We start from the raw sequence: 18674 nt of genomic DNA, 5'->3' as shown, positions 1-18674 counted from the left end.
CGGGTGCGCGCCCTCCTACAGCGCGCACCCGGACCGCATGGGTCACTGCTTCAGGCCGCCCGCGGCCAGGCCGGCAACGATACGGCGCTGGAAAAGCAGCACCATGATCACCAACGGCAGTGTCATCACCACGCCCGCAGCCATCTGTGAGCCGAAGGGCGTGTTGAACTGGGAGGCGCCGGTGAACTTCGACAGCAGTACGGTGGCCGGCTGCATGGTCGGGTCATTGATCATCGTGACGGCCACCAGGAACTCATTCCAGGCGCCGATGAAGATGATGATCGCGGTGGTGAAGATTCCGGGCGCGGCGATCGGCAGAATTACCTTGCGGAACGCCTGCCCGGGCGTGCAGCCGTCAACCATGGCGGACTGCTCCAACTCCTGAGGCATCTGGCGGAAGAAACTGGTCAGGTTCCACACGGCCAGCGGCAGTGAGAACGACAGGTCCGGGATGATCATAGCCTGATAGGTGTTGATCCAGCCCCAGGCTGAGAAGTTCTTCAGCAGCGGCACGATGATGGCCACGAGCGGGAACATGGAGGTCGCCAGCACCACCAGCAGCAGCACGCTCTTGCCGCGGAAGTCCAGCCGGGCGAGCGCGTAGGAGGCGAAGGTGGCAATTGCCAGGGCAACCACGGTCACCACCACGGAGACGATGAGCGAGTTGATCAGCCCTTGCCCGAAGTTGTTCTTGGCGGAGAACACCGCCTGATAGTTCTCGAAGGATACGTGCCTGGGCCACCAGGTGTTCTCGAAGATCTCCGTGTCAGGCCGCAGGGAGGACACCAACATCCAGTAGAACGGGGCGAGACAGTAGATGACGATGAGGACGATGCCGAAGGTGGACAGTGCGCCGGCCCAGTCGAACTTCTTCCGGGGACGCTCGATCACCGGCGCCGAAGCGGCTGCTGTACTCATGACGCGCTCCTCTCACTGGTCTCGATAATGGGGTTCGCATGCGTTGCGTCGGCCGCCGCTCGCCGCCGTCGCGGCAGGAAGACCGTGGCGGGAAGCTTGCGGCCCCGTCTGCCGCCACGGCGCGGGGTACTGGCACCCAGGTCGGCGTGGGTGATGCGCGTGAACGCGAAGGCGAAGATGAACACGTACAGGAACAGGATGAGCGCGTAGGCGGCCGCCGAGCCATAACGCAGGTTGGAGGCCTCGTCCTGCACGAGCATCGAAATCGTCTCGACTGAGCTCTTGCGCGGGCCGATCAGGATGTAGGGCAGATCGAACATCCGCAACGCATCCAGGGCACGGAACAAAACTGCCACCACCAGCGCCGGCTTCACCAGTGGCAGGGTGATACGAGTGAAACGCTTCCAAGCATTCGCCCCATCGATCTTGGCGGCCTCATAGACCTCATCCGGGATCACCTGAAGCCCGGCAAGCGTGAGCAGCCCGATATAGGGTGCGGTCTTCCACACGTCGGCGATGATGATGGTCAGCTTCGCTGACGCATTACCCGATGCCCACATGATGTGCTGTCCCAGGATGGCGTTGGCCACACCGTTCTGATTGAAGATCCAGCTCCACAGGATGGCGGACACGGCAGTGGGGATCGCCCACGGGACCAGGATCGCCGCGCGGACGAAGCCGCGTCCACGCATGGCCCGGTGCATGATCAGCGCCATTGCCACACCGAGGATAGTTTCCAGGACGACGGTGACGACGCCGAACAGCGTGGTGTTCCAGGCGGCAGTCCAGAAGTGGGATCCGGCGTCGCTGAAAATGGCGGTGTAGTTGTCCAGTCCTACGAAGGGCTCGACGTCGGAAACAAACCCGGTTTCCGGGTCGAGTCCGGCCTTGCCGTACAAGGACTGCTGTAGCGACTGGATGACGGGAATGATGATGACGATCGTCAGTACGATCATCGTCGGGGTGATTAGCAGCCACGCCAGACGTGACTGCGCCCGACTGGCCTTCGACCGGCGATTCACATCCGGCACTTGAATATTGGTGCTCATGGCAGGCTCATGTCTTTGACTCATCTGGTTCACTGTTAGGGCAACCGGTTGCGCGGCCGCGCCGCGAGCAGGCGCAAGACGCCCGGCGTGTGGGGCGGGTACGTTTCCCGCCCCACCACGGGTTGGACGGCGCGCACTTCAACCGACGTCAGCCCCGCCGGGGCCTTGTTGCGCGTCAGGACAGGGCGTTCAGCGAGCTCTCGAGAGTGGCGATGGCGTCTTCGGCCGTGGTCTGCTGCTGAATGGCCGGGTAGATGGCGTCCTGGATAGCGGCGGTCACATCACCGTAGGAGACTGCCTTCGGACGCCCCTTCGCCGAGTCGAGCGACTCGCGCAGCGTCGGCAGGTAGGGGAACTGCTCAAGCATCTCGGAATCCTCGTACAGGGATCCGATGACAGGCGCGAGGGTCTGCGTCTCAAGCGCGTACTTCTCAGACTCCTGGCTCGTCCACCACTGGACGAACTTCAGCGCCGTGGCCTTGTTCTTCGAATAGGCGGAGATTCCGCAGTTGTGCCCGCCCAGGGTGGGGACGAAGTCGTTGCCGTCGATGCTGGGCAGGGCGGCGACGCCGAACTTCTCCTCCCCGAGGGCCGCCATGTTGTTGGCGTACTGGTAGGGCCACTGCCGGTAGAAGAGCAGGTTGCCGGCCTCGAAGGCGTTGCGCCCGTCCTCCTCCTTCCACTCCAGGGAATCGGTGGGAATGTAACCGTCCTTGAACCCGTCGATCAAGGTTTGCAGTCCGGCGATCGCCTCCGGAGAGTTGATGGTGACGTTGCCCTCATCGTCGTAGAAGGATCCGCCGGCGGTGTTGATGAACTCGCTGGCACAGCAGGTCAGGCCCTCGTACTTGGCGAACTGGCCGCCGAACCCGCCAATGTCCTCGTGCCCCGGCAGAGCCCGCACGGCGTCGATGGCGGACTTGACCTCATCCCAGGTGGTGGGGACCTCGACGCCGGCCTCCTGGAGGAAGTCCTTGCGATAGAACATGATCGACGAGTCCGTCGCGAACGGCATCCCGTACAACGTGCCCATGTACAGGCCGGTCTCCCACACCGATTCGATGATGTCGTCGTTCTTAAGCTCATCCGTGGGCAACGGCACGACCCACTGGTTGGCCGCGAACTCGGCCACCCATACATTGTCGATGGAGATCACGTCGTACGCATCGGACTGCGTCTGGGCGTTGTTGATGAGGGACTGCCGCTGTTGGTCGGCCTCGGCGGACAACTCGATCAGCGTGACCTTCTCATCGGGGTAGAGCTCGTTCCACTCGTCGATGCGCTCTTGCACCTTGCCATCAGAGTTGTCCTTGCCCTGCACCCAGGTGATCGGTCCCGTGCCGGTGAAGTCGGCCGTTGACGCGGCGGATGCGCTCGTGCCTGAACTGTTGGATCCGCCGCCGGAACAGGCGGCCGCGGCGGACAGGGCCGCGACCACAGCTGACCCCTGGATGAAACGACGACGGGGTAAACGAGATGCCATGTGCTTTTCCTCCTTGAAACACCACGCGCGGGCTCGCTCACTCGGTTGGACGAACACACGCCGTCGACGCGCGTCGACTGTATGGCGAGATCAATGTAGCCCAGCCAGCACCTCGACGGAATACAGCCCGCAACCGACAGGATTCGTCGTTACGAGATCGTGATCCAACGGGATGGTCGACTCCTGTGCACCAGGGGTGCCCAATACCTCTCCGCACTGGTTTCGCAGCGCACCCGCACGTTTGGCAAAATTTGTTGCGCGGCACGCCCTTCCCGGCTTCGGGCCCTTCCCCACTTGGCGTGCCGCGAGGAGAGATTCGAGGTAATGAGCAACACCCCCACGCACGGCGAACAGATGAACGCGCAGCCGGACTCGCAGGGGATCTCCGGCACCGTCGAGGGCATGACCTTCCGCCCCGACCGGCGGTTCTGGGTCGTGTACATCTGCCTGATGATGGTCCAGTTCCTCACCGCGATGTACCACACGGTGATCGCCACCGCACTGCCGACCGTCATTGGCGACCTGGGCGGCGTGGCACACATGTCCTGGGCAATCACCGCCTACACGCTCGGCCAGACGCTGGCCATGCCGATCAACGGCAAGCTCGGCGACCTCGTGGGCCGCAAGCGGCTCTACCTGCTGGCCATTGCGCTGTTCGTCGGGGGCTCGGCCCTGTGCGGCCTGGCGACCGACATGTTTGCCTTCACCGTCTTCCGTTTCGTACAGGGCCTGGGTGGTGGTGGCCTGATGATCTGCTCTCAGGCCATCACCGGCGACATCATCCCGCCACGTGTACGCGGCACCTACATGGCGCCCATGGGCGCCATGTTCGGCATTGCCGCCATTCTCGGCCCGCTTCTGGGCGGATGGCTGTCGGACTGGCTCGGTTGGCGCTGGATCTTCTGGTTCTTCCTGCCTTTCGGCCTGTTCGCCTGGGTGGCGGTAGCCATCGCGCTGCGCATGCCGCGGCGCTCCAGCAGCTTCAGCGTCGACTGGGCCGGGCTGGCACTGACCAGCATCGGCGCCGCGGGGATCGTTCTCATCGCCACCTGGGGCGGGACCACCTACGCCTGGAGCAGCCCGGTAATGCTGGGGCTCATCTGCGTCACCGTGGCCGCCTGGGCCGCCGTCGTCCCGGTGGAGAGGCGCGCCGCAGACCCGATCCTGCCGCTGCAGGTACTGACCGATCACACCTTCATCATCGCCACCGTCGTCTCGGTGCTCATGGCCGCCTGCATGTTCGGCATGAACGGGTACCTGCCGACCTACCTGCAGATGGTCCACGGCGTCTCCGCCACCATGTCCGGTCTGCTGCTGGTGCCGGGCAGCGTCGGAATGTTCGCCGGGTCGCTGTTGTCAGGCACTCTGGTCACCCGCACTGGCCGCTACAAGCCCTTCCCGATCGTGGGCTCGCTGGTGGCCGCGACCGGCATGGCCATGCTGGGTCTGCTGCCCGCCGACGCCCCCGTGGCCTGGACCGGCGTGGCCGTATTCGTCCTGGAAATCGGCATTGGGATGTTCCTGCAACTCAGCGTCCTCGTCATCCAGAACGCGCTACCCGCCAGCATGCTCGGCACCGCCACCTCCACCAACAACTTCTTCCGGGAGATCGGGGTGTCGATCGGCAACACGGTCGTTGGCGTGCTGTTCACCGGCCGCCTGACCGCGTCCCTGCTCTCCCTCGGCTTCGACTCGCGTGAGGCCGCTTCAATCACTCCGGCCATCGCTCGGAGTTTGAACGCCACCACGGGCGCCGCAGTGGTGGACGCCTACCACCATGCGCTGGCTCCCGTGCTGCTGTCGCTGGCCCCGGTGCTGCTGGTGGCGGCAGCAGTCGCGGGCCTGTTCAAGCCGATCCCGCTGTCGACCAAAACCGGCCTGGAGCAGCTTGAGGAGGAGCTCGCCGAGAACGGGCCCGCCGACGCCTATCACACCGACCGCACGGACGGTTAGGCTTGGCCTGACACCGCCGTCCCACCCGACCTGCATGCACTTCTACGGAGACAATCAGCCATGACCGCCAACACCACCAGCGAGGTCGCGCAGAACCTGAACACCTCCGCTACCGCCCCCGACGCCGACCGCTCCTATGACCCGCGCCTGGCCGAGCTGGCCCGCCGAGCCGCCGCCGAGGGCACCGTCCTGCTCACCAACGACGGCGTGCTGCCGCTGTCCCCCACGGAGCCGGTCGCGGTCTTCGGCCGCGTGCAGATCGACTGGTTCGCCGTCGGCTACGGCTCCGGCGGTGACGTCAACGCCGTGTACACCACCAACCTGCTCGGCAGCCTGGTGGAGCAGGGCGTCAGCGTCGACGCCGAGTTGGCCTCCACCTACCGGCAGTGGTGCAACGCGCAGGAGCCGCCCACCGAGGAGTGGGGTAACTGGCCGCGCTTCTACCCGGAGATGGAGGTGTCCGAGGAGCTGGTCGCCGCGGCCGCCTCCCGGGCCCGCACCGCCGTCGTCGTCATTGGTAGAGCGGCTGGGGAGGACCGGGAGAATGTGCTGGAGCCCGGCGGCTACTACCTAACCGATATCGAACATACCCTGCTGGAGCAGGTCACCGGGCACTTCGAAAGCACGGTGGTGATCATCAACTCCGGCAACGTCATGGACCTGTCCTGGGCCGAGGAGTTGGGCGTATCAGCCCTGCTGCTGGCCTGGCCCGGCGGCATGGAGGGCGGCCGGGCAGTGGCCGACGTGCTCACCGGTCTCACCGAGCCGGGTGGGCGCCTGACCGACACGATTGCCCGCGCCTACGCGGACTACCCGTCGGCCGCGAACTTCGGAGGCCAGGAGTTCAACAACTACGTCGAGGACGTGTTCGTCGGCTACCGCTACTTCGAGACCTTCGCGCCCGAGAAGGTGCTGTTCCCCTTCGGGCACGGCCTGGGCTACACCTCCTTCGACCTGAGCCAGGCGCGTCTGGACTCCGTCTCCGTCGACGCCGACATCACCGCGCGGGTGCGGGTCGCCAACACCGGGCCGCGGCCGGGAGCCACGGTGGTGCAGGTCTACCGGGGTGGGCCCGCCGACGCCGCCCTGCCGCGCCCGGCCCGGGAACTGGTCGCCTTCACCCGCACCGGCGTGATCGCCCCTGGCGAGACCCAAGAAGTGATGGTTTCCTTCCCGCGGGAGCGTCTGGCTTCCTTCGACGACGACGGTCGCGCCGGTCACGCCCACGCCTGGGTGATCGAGTCCGGCACCTACCCGGTGCACGTGGGGACCTCGGTGCGGCAGACCGTCGAAGCCGGCGCCGTCGTCGTGGAGAACACCGAGGTGATCGAGCAGCTTCAGGAGGCGCTCGCCCCCTCCCCCGACGTTCCCTTCGATCGCATGACGGTGACGCGTGACGCGGAGGGCCGGGTGCAGGCCGGCTGGGAGGCCGTCCCCACGGCCACCGTCGACCTGCGTGAGCGCATCCTGGCGCACCTGCCACAGGCCATTGAACCGACGGGCGACGTCGGCATCCGGTTCAGCGATGTGGTCGCCGGGCACGCCACCATGGAGGCCTTCGTCGCCCAGCTGGGCGTGGAGGACCTCGCACAACTGGCCTACGGGGATGTGGAGATGAATTCTCCGCTGGGTGCGCCGGGCAACGCCGGTGCCTTCGGCGGGCTGACCGAGCGCCTGCGCGAGCTGGGCGTCCCGCCGGTGATCACCACCGACGGACCCTCCGGGATTCGCGTGTCCGCCTACGCCAGCCTGCTGCCCTGCGGCACCGCCCTGGCCTCCACCTGGGACACGCCGCTGCTGGAGGAGTTGGCCGCCCTGCACGGGCAGGAGATGCTCCGCAAGGGCTCGGACGTGCTGCTGGCGCCGGGCATGAACATTCACCGCGACCCGCTGTGTGGACGCAACTTCGAGTACTACTCGGAGGACCCGCTGCTGACCGGGCTGGCGGCGGCCGCCGTCGTACGCGGCATCCAGTCGCAGGGCGTATCCGCATGCCCCAAGCACTTCGCCTGCAACAACCAGGAGACCAACCGCATCTACAACGACTCGCGCGTATCTGCACGGGCTCTGCGGGAGATCTACCTGCGCGGCTTCCGCATCTGCGTGCAGGAGGCGGACCCGCACAACATCATGACCAGCTACAACAAGGTCAACGGCCAGTGGGCCCACTACAACTACGACCTGGTCACCACCATCCTGCGCGGCGAGTGGGGTTACCGGGGCAATGTGATGACCGACTGGTGGATGCGCTATGCGCCCGACCCGAACTTCCCGCAACTTAAGGACTCCGCCACGCGGGTGCGCGCGGGTGTGGACGTGCTCATGCCCGGCGGCGAGACCTGGTCCTCCACCCGTGCCGAGGGACATGACGACGCCGTACTGGCCGGCTACTCACCGGATGACACCGGCGGCGAGCGCCTCACCCTGGGCGAGCTGCAGCAAACGGCATTGCACGTGCTGCGCATGGCGGCCACCACGCCCGCCGCCCGATCGGGAAAGTGTCCAAATCGATGACAAACGGGGCCGGTCGCCTCCGCGACCTCGAATAAAACGTTGGAATCATGCGGGTCTCGCACCGGCCATAGCGGGTACCCGCGGCGTTTGTCAGCGATTTTGACACTCCGCCCCAACACACGCCGGGACCAGCGCGACAACCGCCCCTCCTCAACCCGACACCCACAAGCCGGAAGAATCGCCAATCCCTCTGGGCTACTGCGCTTTCTGAGTCATTGCGCCTGCGCGCGGGCGGCGCGGCAACAGCAGCCCGCGGCGGCGCGCAACCAGCATCAGCCCCAGGCCCGCTGCGGTGCACACCACTACGGCCACCAGGGAGCCCTCGATTCCCATGTCACCGCCGGTCAGTAACTCGGGGCCGGTAAAGCGTGCCTCGAACAGCCCGCGCCCCGTACCAGTGCCGGAGATGTCGGAGCCGAAAATGCCGCCCTGGACGAAGTTCCATGCGGTGTGCGTCCCGAAGGCCAGCCAGAGCCGACGCGTCACCAGGTAGCAGGCACCCAGCAAGACGCCAGCCTCCAGCATGATCGCCACGGCGCCGAATATGCTCGCCTCCGGATTGGTGATATGCACGGCCCCGAACAGGACCGCGGTCAGTCCCAGCGCCCAACCGGTGCCGAGCCATTGTTCCAGCAGTCGCAGCAGCAGGCCCCGGAACAGGATCTCCTCCGCGAAGCCTGCGGCTAGACCGGTGCCAATGCCGATGAGTACGCCCTCGTCCCACCCAACACTCGTCACCCGGTAACAGCCGCACACGGCGAGCACTGCAACTACGACCGTTATCAGTAGTGTTCCCAACCCCAGGCCGACGGCGTACTCGCGTATCTTTCCGGGTCCCGCGAGCTCGGTGACGGTCACGCCACGAATCCAGCGCATGAATACCCAATAGCCGCCCACCGCCACCAGGGCGGATACGCAAGCACCAATAGCGAAGCTCAACGGCTGACTGTAGATGTCATCCATCCGGCTACCCGTGCCCTGGGTGCCTGTCACAGTCGCGGCGATGCCCGTACCCAATAGCACCGTCGACTGCGCCACCGCGAAAACACCCACACCGGCAAGCAACTGCCAACCCCAGCGACGGGATGCCGCCGGCGCGGAGCGTGCCAGCGGCACAGCAGGCGGGAGTAACCGGTCCAGCTTCCGGCCCACGCCGCTCAGAACGGTCCGGGGCGGCACCACAGCACCGGGGAAATCGATGGGCGCGGTAGGCATGTGGTCTCCTCCGGTTCTTCGGGCATTTGCCTGCTGGCGGATGCGGGGGCGCAGCTCGATCCCCGACGCGACCTAACGTACCCGTTGACGCGCACCCGAAGGAAAGGCGCAATACCCGGGCCGCCGTCCGAACCATATCGACCGACCTCGGTGGTAACAACGACCGACCTCGGCGCATAGGGGATCGATGAGCCCCACACGCCTTAGCCGTCGGCGCGCCCGATCCGCAGCACCTGTCCGTCGGGGGCGGTGACGGTAGCGGTCGGAGTCGGCTCCAGGCGCAGTTCGACGGCGAGCCGCTGCCCGTCGGGGCCGACCGTGTCGTAGCTGTAGGCGCGGTTGTCGAGGTTCCGGGTCACCGTGGTGGCGGTGGTCAGCCACGGGTTGCGGCGGCGCAGGGCGATCAGGTCCTGGTGCAGGCGCAGCATCGGCGCTCCCAGGGGCGAGAGCTGCTCGGGGCCGGCGGGGAAGGCGGGCCGCACCTCGTCGTCGCCGCCGAGTCGTTCGGTCTTGGTTCCACGGAAGGCCTGCTCGTCCCCGTAGTAGATCGACGGAATCCCCCCGACGGTGAACAGGATCGCCGCGGCCAGGGACGCCTTGGCATCACCGATCTTGCTGGCGATGCGGGTGACGTCGTGGTTGCCGATGAAGGTCAGGGGCGTGAAGGCGGGCAGCAGCTCGTTGTGCCGCTTGAGGCACCAGTCGAGCTCGAAGAAGTTCTCATCCAGCAGTGAGCTCCAAATTGCCTTCCACAACTCGTACTGGGTCACCGAGTCCATGCCGGAGCGGGTCACGATGTCCGCATAGTCGCCGTGGATCACCTCGCCCATGAACCAGGACTCGGGGAACTCCTCGCGCACGCGCGGCAGCACCCGCGTCCAGAACTCCGGGGGGACGGCGTAGGCGGCATCCAGGCGCCAGGCCATGGCCCCGCGGCGCAGCCAGTGGCGCATCACGTCGGCCACCAGCTCGACGACGGCGTCGGAGTCGTGGTTGAGAGCCGCCAGGCCCCGGTGCCCCTCGAAGTCCTGGTGGGTCACGCCGGCATCGGTGTGCTCCAGGCGGAACAGCTCCTGCGCCCGCTCGTCCCCGGCCATCGCTGCGCGGAAACTCGGGTGAGCGGTGCCGACGTGGTTGAACACGCCGTCGAGCATCACGTTGATGCCGCGTCGGCGGCAGGCGGCGATCAGCCGGTCGAAGGCGGCGTCATCCCCCAGGCGCGGGTCGATGGAGTAGAAGTCGACCGTGTCATAGCCGTGGGTCTCCGACGTGAAGATCGGCCCCAGCGCCAACCCGTTGGCGCCCAGGGCGATCAGATAGTCCAGCCACGGTTCCAGGGCGTCCAGCCGGGGGGTGAGCACCCGCTCGGCCTCGGTGGGGCGAATCGGCGCACCGGTGAAGCCCAGCGGGTAGACGTGCCACCAGATGCAGGAATCACTCCAAGAGGACACGGGAACTCCTTCGCTGAGTCGGTGCGGCTTCGCTGAGCGGGGTCACGGACGAGCACTGGGCCACGCGCGTGGCCCGGGCTCGCGGTGCGCCCTGCTTCCGCTAACTTCGGATAGGCGTGGTCAACATAACATCGTCGGCGCTCGTCGTGGGCGGCGCCGCACGGGTGTGTGCAAACGTGCGGCGCCGATCCGACTCTCAGAGCTTCTCGACCGGCGCCAGGCGCAGCATGAGGCGCTTGGTGGCCGGGGCGCCGTCGATCGTGAACTCCACGCGGGCGACGGTGGAGCGGCCCGTACCCTCGATGGCGATCACACTGCCCTCCCCGTAGGTCTTGTGCCGGACCCGGTCGCCGGTCTTGAGCCCGGCCACCGCCTCGGGCAGGGCGGACTGCGCGGACTCGGCCTCGGATTGCGCCGTGCCCAGGCGCACCGGCTTGCCGCGCGCCGCCAGGCGCTTGGCGCGACGCGCCTCGGCCCGGTCCTTAGGAGTCTCGACCCGGCCCAGTTTCCCGGTGCGGGTGCGCCGCCCGGAGCCGATGGCGGGGGCGAAGTCGCCGTCGTCGTCGGGGGTCGCCTCACTGCGGCGCCCGTAGCCGCGGCGCGCGCCGAAGCCGCCCTCGTCCCAGGAGGCGCCCCAGCCGGTGCCGCCGCCGCGCAGCGCGTCCATGGAGGAGGCAATGCGCTTCCACTCGATCGTGTCTTCGGGGACGTCGTCGAGGAAGCGGGAGGGGGGCATGGCGGTGGCGGTGCCCCAGGCGGAGCGCACGGCGGCGCGGGTAAGGTACAGGCGCTCGCGGGCGCGCGTGACGGCCACGTAGGCCAGGCGGCGTTCCTCGGCCAGCTCGGTCTCCTCGGCCAGCGAGCGCGCGTGCGGGAAGGTGCCGTCCTCCAGCCCGGTGACGAACACGACCGGGAACTCCAGCCCCTTGGCGGTGTGCACCGTCATCAGGGTGACCTGCCCCTGCTCGCGGGCCTGGACCTCGGCCTGTTCCCGGTTCTCGGCCTGGTCGGCGACGTCGGCACTGGGGGGCAGCTGGTCGGAGTCGGCCACCAGCGAGACCCGCTCGAGGAAGTCGGCAAGCGTCCCGTCGGGGTTGGCGGCTTGGAAGTCGGAGGCGACGGCGTGCAACTCGGCCAGGTTCTCCACCCGGCTGGCGTCCTGCGGGTCGTCGCTGGCGCGCAGTTCCGCCAGGTAGCCGGAGGCGTCCAGGGCGGCGTCGAGGATGTCGGCCACGCCGTCGCCGGCGTCGCGCGAGTGCCGCAGGGAGGTGAGCAGCTCATGGAAGCCCGTCACCTGCCGGGTGGCGCGCGTCGTCAGCCCGACGACGGCGGGCGGCTCCGCGCCCTCGTCCTCCCCAGGGCGCGGGGCGCCGGCGGCGTCGGCCACGGCGGTGCCGAAGGAGACGGCGTAGCGGGCGGCATGCTCGGCCAGGGCGGCCTCGGCCTTGTCCCCCAGGCCCCGCTTGGGGACGTTCAGGACGCGGCGGATGGAGACGTCGTCGTCGGGGTTGTCGACGGCGCGCAGGTAGGCGATGGCGTCCTTGACCTCGCGGCGCTCGTAGAAGCGGGTGCCGCCAACCACCTTGTAGGGCTGGCCGGAGCGGACGAAGGCCTCCTCCAGCGCCCGGGACTGGGCGTTGGTGCGGTAGAAGATGGCGACGTCTCGCGGGCGAATGCCGCACTCGTCGGCGAGCCGGTCGATCTCGGAGCTGATCCAGCGGGCCTCGTCGTGCTCGGAGTCGGCCACGTAGCCGATGATCTTGGGGCCGTCGCCGGAGGCGGTCCACAGGTTCTTCTCCCGGCGCCCGGTGTTGCGGGCGATCACCGCGTTGGCGGCGGACAGGATGTTCTGGGTGGAGCGGTAGTTCTGCTCCAGCAGGATCGTGCGCGCGCTGGGGTAGTCCTGCTCGAACTCCTCAATGTTGCGGATGGTGGCCCCGCGGAAGGCGTAGATGGACTGGTCCGAGTCGCCCACCACGGTCAGCTCGCCCGGTGGGACGGGCGAGTCGGCACCGGAGGTGCCGGGCCCGCCCACCAGTTCGCGCACGAGCACGTACTGGGCGTGGTTGGTGTCCTGGTACTCGTCGACGAGCACGTGCCGGAAGCGGCGCCGGTACATCTCCGCCACCGCCGGCTTGGCCTGCAGCAGCTGCACGGTGCGCATGATCAGATCGTCGAAGTCCAGGGCGTTGGCGGCCGCCAACCGCCGCACATACGCGCTGTACACCTCGGTCAGGTGCCGCTCGAAGGGGTTGGAGGTCACGGCGTGCTCGGCGAACTCCGCCGGGGTGATCAGCTCGTTCTTCAGATCCGAGATGCGGGCGGCGAAGGTCTTGGGGGTGAAGCGCTTGGGGTCGATGCCGAGTTCACGCACGATCAGGGTGATCAGGCGGGTGGAGTCGGCGGCGTCGTAGATGGAGAAGGTGGAGCGCAGCCCGGCGGCGTCGTGCTCGCGGCGCAGGATGCGCACGCATGCGGAGTGGAAGGTGGACACCCACATGCGCTCCCCCGCGGGGCCCACCAGGCCGGCCACGCGCTCGCGCATCTCTGCGGCGGCCTTGTTGGTGAAGGTGATGGCGAGGATCTCGCCGGGGCGGGCGCGGCCGGTGGCCAGCAGGTAGGCGATGCGGTGGGTCAGTACTCGGGTCTTGCCGCTGCCCGCGCCGGCGATGATCAGCAGCGGCGAGCCCGCGTGGGTGACGGCCTGCTCCTGGGCGGGGTTGAGTCCGGCGAGCAGCTCGGCGGGGTCCGTGACGGTAATGCCGTAGCGGGGCAGGGCGCCGGGGCCGCCCGCCGCACCCGCGACGCTGCCGTTCACGCCGGCGCGGGCGCGCGCCGCCGCGGCGTTGGCCTGGGCACGGGCGACAAGAGCCGAGACCTCTGCCTGACGCTCCTCCCAGGTGGGGGCGACCGCGGCCTCATCGGCGGCCGAGGGGGCGGAGGTCTCCTCGTCGGGGCCGTAAGCAGCCAGATCCTCCTCGGCGGGAGGCTCGACGTCGGCCCACGAGTCGTCGTCCCAGGCGGCACCAGCCGGGTCGAGCGAGGGCAGGGCGGCCTCCGGCGGAGGCGTGGCCTCGGAGCCGGAACCGGGCATGGGCAGTGCGCCGAAGAGGGCGTTCATCGCGTCGTTCATCTCGGGGCCAAGCCTAGACGGTTTGCTGCCCTGCCCCGGCTGCTGTCCGTGGTAACCGTGCCGACAGCCTTGAAACTGTCCAAGATCGGCACGAACGCCGCCGCCTGTAGCCGCCACACCCGACAAAACCGCAGAATACCAACGATCTGCTAGGTGCCACTCGCCGTCTCAGACTCCGTTATGCCGATCTCGGACATTTCCTACCGCCGTCCGTTGCCGGGTCAGTTCACCGCGCCGGGGTTCACTGCCCGCGCCTCCCAGGGACCGATGGTGAGGCCATCTGCTACGCCACTTCGGGGTTAACAACGCCTGTTAACGGTCTGCTGAAGGGCTCCGAGGTATACAGCAGAGCGTTAAGTAGCGTTGTTAACGCCCAACCGGCGTAGCTGACAGCCTCTTCCTTTCTTCGGGTAAGGAGGGATAGCGGGCCAACGTGCGGGTGGGATGCTGAGCTGTCTGCCCGCGGGCGTGCTGGCAGCAACCGACTTGCCGTCGGCCCGCATATCGCTGTGGATGATGGCCCAGAGTGTCACCAGTCGGGACAAACGAGCCTTAACACCCGCCGGGGGTGATCCGGCACCCGCATGATTCCAACGTTTCGCTCACGGCCGCCGGCACCGCCGGACCCGTTTGTCCCGAATCATGACAATCACCCCCTTGGTGGCTCTCGGGCTTGGTCAAGTTTCTTGGCGTGTTTCGGTGACGGATAGTCAGGCAGTATCTCGCCCCACCGCGCACACCCCCCATACCGGAAGAACCGGTAATCCCGCCCTGACACAGCTCACCAAGCGAGCAGTCTTGAGTATCAGGACACCGGCACCGTCATCCGTTAAGCAAAGCGACGGCTGAGCCCGTCCCCCGCTGAATCGGGAGACGGGCTCAGCCGTAGCCGCATCGCGAGTAGTGCGCGTCAGTAGTCGCTCGTCTGAGAGATCACGAAGTGCTGCTCACGGCGGCTGATGCGCCACACGCCGTTGCGCAGAACCAGGGTGTCGATGTAGCGGATCGAGTGCGACAGGAGCACGTCCTTGCCGTCCTGTTCCTGGACGAGCAGGGCCTGCCCGTAGTGGACGTCGGTGGCGGTGTCGCCGTCGATCGTGATGACCTGCTGGCCGTTGATGTGGAAGGAGGTCTTAACGGCGGCCATGGCGGCTCCGAAGAGCTCGACCAGCTGGTCGGCACCGTCGAACTCCATCATCTTCGAGCCGTCGGCGTTGTACACCTCGACGTGCGTGTCCGGGGTGAACAGCTTGGACTGCTCGGCGACGTCGATCTCCAGGTTGGAGAAGCGGTCGACGACCTCGCGGATGGCGTCCTTGTGCTCGAGTTCGGTGGGCATGAGTGTTCTCTACTTTCTCAGGGTGGTTCGGGTTGAGGCTGCGCTGTGGCACGGGCCGACCGCTCGGCTACTTCTCGCGGATCACTCGCGCCGGCACACCGGCGACGACGCTGCGGGGCGGGACGTCCTTGGTCACCACGGCTCCGCCGGCGATGACGGCCTCGTCGCCCACGGTGACTCCGGGCATGATCGAGGCACCCGCACCGATCCACACGCGCCGCCCAATGTCGATGGGGTGGCAGTTGAGGATGGTGACGTCGTCGAGCCGGTGGTTGTCGGTGACGGCGGTGACATTGGGCCCGATGAAGGTGCCCTCGCCGATGCTGATCCCGCCGATCGACATGGCCGTGAAGCTGTGGTTGATCAGCACATTCGGGGCGATGTGCATCCGCTTGCCGAAGTCGATCTGCATGGGGTGAATGAGCCGGATCGAAGGGTCCAGCTGCCCGTCCAGCCCCAGCAGGTCGCCCCACATTCCGGGCAGCGCCGGGTCGGAGGGGCGGGTGAGGTTGATGTCGAACATGAGTTCGCGGCAGCGGGCGAACTCGACTCGCACGATGTCGGTGTACTCCTGCTCGAACAGGTCTACGTCGTCGCCGTCGCGCAGGCGTTCCCAGATGTCCTTATGCGGCATTCCGGGCCCTGCCGTCACTTGCCGAACCGGGCGACGTCATCCTGCACGCGCTGCGGCTCGCTGGCCAGCGGCACGTTGTTGGTGTCCAGCACGCCGTCGAGTGCGCCGGCCTCGTCGGCACGCGTCGCGGCGAACAGGGCCTCGAAGTCGGTGACGGGCGCGCCGGCCTTGCTGAATACCTCCACGGTGCGGCGCGCGCCGGAGGGGTTGAGGGCGCCCTCCAGGAGCACCTGGGCGATGTGGCGCCGGTCGACTCCGGGCTGCCCGGTGACCAGGTCGCCCTGGCGCAGGTCGATCTGCCGGTCGGCGGGGCCCTGGTAGTCGAACCAGCCGGGGCGCACGATGGTGTAGGGGTGGCCGGAAGCGCGCACGAGCCGCTCAGCGCGACGCTTCCACTCCACGAACTCGTAACCGCTGGCGCCGGCACGGGCGGAGTGGGAGGCGTTCATGGTGGTCATGAGGCTGATGTGGGTCGGGCCGTCGCCCAGGGCGTCGACCACGGCGCGGACCACGTCGTAGAAGGTCGCGCCACCCTTGCCGTCGTTGTCCGTGCCGTGGGTGAGCACGACGGCGTCGACGTCCTGCAGCAGCGGGCGCAGTGCCTCCGCATCGGTGGCGGCCGCCTCGACGATCTCGGCGCCGTCGGCCAGGGAGCGGCGGGCGCGGGCGGCATTACGGGTGACGGCCCGGACCTCCAGACCGCGCTGCAACGCCTCGTCGACGACGACGCGTCCGACCTGTCCGGTGGCTCCAATGGCGAGGATGGTGGTCATAAGGGGTGCTCTTTTCTGCACTTGCGGTTCGGGCCGGGTGAGCCCCGGCGACGTGGTGTTGCCGGCCAGGGTGCCCGTCGCGAAGCGGGTCCTGCCTGTCGGTGCACAGAATCATGCCGCGATCCAACCGGGGCTTCCAGGTCCCAGGAAACGGGGTCTGGCAGGACTCCCCTCGACCGAGCCGCCACGCTTGCAGCCGGTCGCCCTACCGTACCGCCCGCAGGAAGCGGCCCCGCCCGGTCAGGTCCGCTCCGGTGGTGGCTTTACCGAATCCGGCCTCCCGGGAGGCGGCCCGCAACGGCACGGCCTGGCTGGGGTCGTGCTCCATGACCAGAACGCCGCCGGGGCGCAGCAGGGCCGCGGCCCGCTCGACGACGGCGAGCGGCAGGCGCAAGCCGTCCGCTCCCCCGCCGTACAGGGCCAGGTCCGGGTCATGCCGCTCGGTCTCCAGATCCTCCACCGCTCCCGCGGGCACGTACGGCGGGTTGGCAACCACCACATCTACGCTCCCGTCCAGTTCTGCGAGCACGGCCGGGTCGGTGACGTCGCCGCGGATGATCTCCACCCGTCCCGGTGCCAGGCGCTCGCAGTTCTCGCGCGCCAGTGCGACGGCGGCGCCGTCCTCCTCCACCGCCCACACGCGGGCGGTGGGAACCTCCGCGGCGACCGCAACGGCGATGGCGCCCGAGCCGGTGCACAGGTCGACGACCACGGGGGCGCGTCCCTGTTCCGCCGCGACGGCGCGGGCGGCATCGACCGCCGCCCCGGCCACGACCTCCGTCTCGGGTCGGACGATGAACACGCCTGGTCGGCAGGTGAACTCCAGCCCCCGGAACCACATCACGCCCAGGATGTGCTGCAGCGGCTCACGGGCGGCCCGGCGCTCCACCAATTCCGCGTATGCGGGGGCAAAGCCCTCCGGGGCGCCGTCGGCGAGCAACACCGGGCAGCCCAGCAGGTGCTCGGCCAGTAGCCGGGCGTCGACGTCCGGCGAGGCGACCCCCGCCCGGGCCAGCGTCTGCCCCGCCTCGCGCACGAGGCGCCGCAGCGCGTAGCGGTCGAGTGCGGTCACGGTTGCTCGCCGGCGGCGGCCAGGCGCTCGGCCTCATCCATGGCGATGGCCGAGTCGATGACCGGGCCGAGGTCGCCGTCGAGCACGGCGTCGAGGTTGTAGGCCTTGTAGCCGGTGCGGTGGTCGGCGATGCGGTTCTCGGGGAAGTTGTAGGTGCGGATGCGTTCGGAGCGGTCGACCGTGCGGACCTGGGAGCGGCGCGTGGCCGCGGCCTCGGCGGCCTGGGCGGCGGCGCGTTCGGCGAGCAGCCGCGCCCGCAGCACGCGCAGGGCCGCCTCCTTGTTCTGCAACTGGGACTTCTCATTCTGCATGGACACTACGATCCCGGTGGGCAGGTGAGTGATGCGCACCGCGGAGTCGGTGGTGTTCACGGACTGCCCGCCGGGCCCGGAGGAGCGGAACACGTCGATGCGCAGGTCGGCGGGGTCGATCTCCAGCTCGCCGGGGTCGTCGACCTCCGGCATCACCAGCACACCGGCGGCGGAGGTGTGGATGCGCCCCTGGCTCTCGGTGACGGGGACGCGCTGGACCCGGTGCACGCCCGCCTCGTACTTCAGGTGTGCCCACACGCCGTCGGCCGGCTCAACGGCGCCCTTCGCCTTGATGGCGAGGCGCACGTCCTTGTAGCCGCCGAGCTCGGAGTCGGTGGCGTCCATGACCTCCACGGCCCAGCCCATGCGTTCGGCGTAGCGGGTGTACATGCGGGCCAGGTCGGAGGCGAACAGGGCGGATTCCTCCCCGCCCTCTCCGGCCTTGACCTCAATGATGACGTCGCGGGCGTCGTCGGGGTCGTGCGGGGCCAGCACCTCACGCAACCGGGCAGCGGCCTCCTGCTCGGCCTGGCGCAGGCCGGGCAGCTCGGCCGCGAAGTCGGCATCGTCACGCGCCAGCTCGACGGCGTCGGCCAGGTCCGCGGCGGCGGCACTCCAGGCCCGGTGTGCTTCCACGATGCGTCCGAGCTCGGCGTAGCGGCGCCCGAGGCGACGCAGGGCACCGGGGTCGGAGGCGACGGCGGGATCTGCCATTTTCCGCTCAATGTCGGCATGCTCCTCCAGCAGAGGCTGTACGGCGGAGAAGTCCTCGACGCTCACAACTCACCTTTCTCCGCCTGGCGCGGGCGGACGGGATACAACGGCGACA

13 protein-coding genes are annotated in these 18674 nt (G+C 68.2%); 2 read left to right on the top strand and 11 right to left on the bottom strand.

Annotated features, from left to right (window positions below; genetic code table 11):
- Positions 1-42: 42 nt before the first annotated feature.
- The 3 genes from DRB06_RS04970 to DRB06_RS04960 form a co-directional block, all read right to left on the bottom strand.
- Positions 43-918 carry a carbohydrate ABC transporter permease gene (locus DRB06_RS04970; RefSeq protein ID WP_073327007.1) on the bottom strand — a complete coding sequence of 292 codons (876 nt, stop codon included), beginning with the start codon at positions 916-918 and terminating at the stop codon, positions 43-45.
- Entirely contained in the window at positions 915-1967 is a 1053-nt protein-coding gene (locus tag DRB06_RS04965; RefSeq protein ID WP_111819278.1) for a carbohydrate ABC transporter permease, read from the bottom strand. Before DRB06_RS04965 ends, DRB06_RS04970 begins: the two co-directional genes overlap by 4 nt.
- 175 nt (positions 1968-2142) lie before the next feature.
- Complete coding sequence (locus DRB06_RS04960; RefSeq protein ID WP_111819277.1) at positions 2143-3450, bottom strand: ABC transporter substrate-binding protein; 1308 nt, start codon at positions 3448-3450, stop codon at positions 2143-2145.
- A 324-nt stretch (positions 3451-3774) separates the two neighbouring features.
- On the opposite strand from DRB06_RS04960, the gene DRB06_RS04955 reads away from it, so the two are divergent.
- On the top strand, positions 3775-5403 hold the full coding sequence (locus DRB06_RS04955; protein WP_234416134.1) for an MDR family MFS transporter: 1629 nt from the start codon (positions 3775-3777) through the stop codon (positions 5401-5403).
- A gap of 60 nt (positions 5404-5463) precedes the next feature.
- On the top strand, positions 5464-7917 hold the full coding sequence (locus tag DRB06_RS04950; RefSeq protein WP_111819276.1) for a glycoside hydrolase family 3 C-terminal domain-containing protein: 2454 nt from the start codon (positions 5464-5466) through the stop codon (positions 7915-7917).
- A gap of 195 nt (positions 7918-8112) precedes the next feature.
- Here DRB06_RS04950 and DRB06_RS04945 read toward each other — a convergent pair whose 3' ends face one another.
- The 8 genes from DRB06_RS04945 to prfA form a co-directional block, all read right to left on the bottom strand.
- The gene (locus DRB06_RS04945; protein ID WP_108966769.1) at positions 8113-9132 is read right to left on the bottom strand and encodes a CPBP family intramembrane glutamic endopeptidase; all 1020 of its coding nucleotides are present in this window, start codon (positions 9130-9132) and stop codon (positions 8113-8115) included.
- 203 nt (positions 9133-9335) lie between these two features.
- Positions 9336-10583 (bottom strand): alpha-amylase family protein, encoded by a 1248-nt coding sequence (locus DRB06_RS04940; protein ID WP_108966767.1) that lies wholly within the window; start codon positions 10581-10583, stop codon positions 9336-9338.
- Between the two features lie 196 nt (positions 10584-10779).
- Positions 10780-13716: a UvrD-helicase domain-containing protein gene (locus DRB06_RS04935; protein WP_111819275.1), complete on the bottom strand. Its 2937-nt coding sequence runs from the start codon at positions 13714-13716 to the stop codon at positions 10780-10782.
- A gap of 910 nt (positions 13717-14626) precedes the next feature.
- On the bottom strand, positions 14627-15055 hold the full coding sequence (locus tag DRB06_RS04930) for a nuclear transport factor 2 family protein (RefSeq protein WP_111819274.1): 429 nt from the start codon (positions 15053-15055) through the stop codon (positions 14627-14629).
- A gap of 67 nt (positions 15056-15122) precedes the next feature.
- Positions 15123-15689, bottom strand: a complete 567-nt coding sequence (locus tag DRB06_RS16825; protein ID WP_111819273.1) for a DapH/DapD/GlmU-related protein — start codon at positions 15687-15689, stop codon at positions 15123-15125.
- A 14-nt stretch (positions 15690-15703) separates the two neighbouring features.
- Entirely contained in the window at positions 15704-16462 is a 759-nt protein-coding gene (locus DRB06_RS04920) for an NAD(P)H-binding protein (protein WP_073327022.1), read from the bottom strand.
- A gap of 205 nt (positions 16463-16667) precedes the next feature.
- Positions 16668-17534, bottom strand: a complete 867-nt coding sequence (prmC, locus tag DRB06_RS04915) for a peptide chain release factor N(5)-glutamine methyltransferase (RefSeq protein WP_111819272.1) — start codon at positions 17532-17534, stop codon at positions 16668-16670.
- A complete protein-coding gene (gene prfA, locus DRB06_RS04910) occupies positions 17531-18625 on the bottom strand; it encodes a peptide chain release factor 1 (RefSeq protein WP_111819271.1) in 1095 nt (364 codons plus the stop codon). Before prfA ends, prmC begins: the two co-directional genes overlap by 4 nt.
- Positions 18626-18674 lie beyond the last annotated feature (49 nt).

The organism is Actinomyces sp. Z5 (genome assembly GCF_003287795.1).
Lineage (GTDB): Bacteria > Actinomycetota > Actinomycetes > Actinomycetales > Actinomycetaceae > Actinomyces > Actinomyces glycerinitolerans.
This window is presented reverse-complemented; position numbering and strand designations above follow the sequence as displayed.

Bases quoted from the DNA above. Each gene is read 5' to 3' on its own strand.
- DRB06_RS04970 (WP_073327007.1), bottom strand. From the start codon at position 918: ATGAGTACAGCAGCCGCTTCGGCGCCGGTGATCGAGCGTCCCCGGAAG.
- DRB06_RS04965 (WP_111819278.1), bottom strand. From the start codon at position 1,967: ATGAGCACCAATATTCAAGTGCCGGATGTGAATCGCCGGTCGAAGGCC.
- DRB06_RS04960 (WP_111819277.1), bottom strand. From the start codon at position 3,450: ATGGCATCTCGTTTACCCCGTCGTCGTTTCATCCAGGGGTCAGCTGTG.
- DRB06_RS04955 (WP_234416134.1), top strand. From the start codon at position 3,775: ATGAGCAACACCCCCACGCACGGCGAACAGATGAACGCGCAGCCGGAC.
- DRB06_RS04950 (WP_111819276.1), top strand. From the start codon at position 5,464: ATGACCGCCAACACCACCAGCGAGGTCGCGCAGAACCTGAACACCTCC.
- DRB06_RS04945 (WP_108966769.1), bottom strand. From the start codon at position 9,132: ATGCCTACCGCGCCCATCGATTTCCCCGGTGCTGTGGTGCCGCCCCGG.
- DRB06_RS04935 (WP_111819275.1), bottom strand. From the start codon at position 13,716: ATGAACGACGCGATGAACGCCCTCTTCGGCGCACTGCCCATGCCCGGT.
- DRB06_RS04930 (WP_111819274.1), bottom strand. From the start codon at position 15,055: ATGCCCACCGAACTCGAGCACAAGGACGCCATCCGCGAGGTCGTCGAC.
- DRB06_RS16825 (WP_111819273.1), bottom strand. From the start codon at position 15,689: ATGCCGCATAAGGACATCTGGGAACGCCTGCGCGACGGCGACGACGTA.
- DRB06_RS04920 (WP_073327022.1), bottom strand. From the start codon at position 16,462: ATGACCACCATCCTCGCCATTGGAGCCACCGGACAGGTCGGACGCGTC.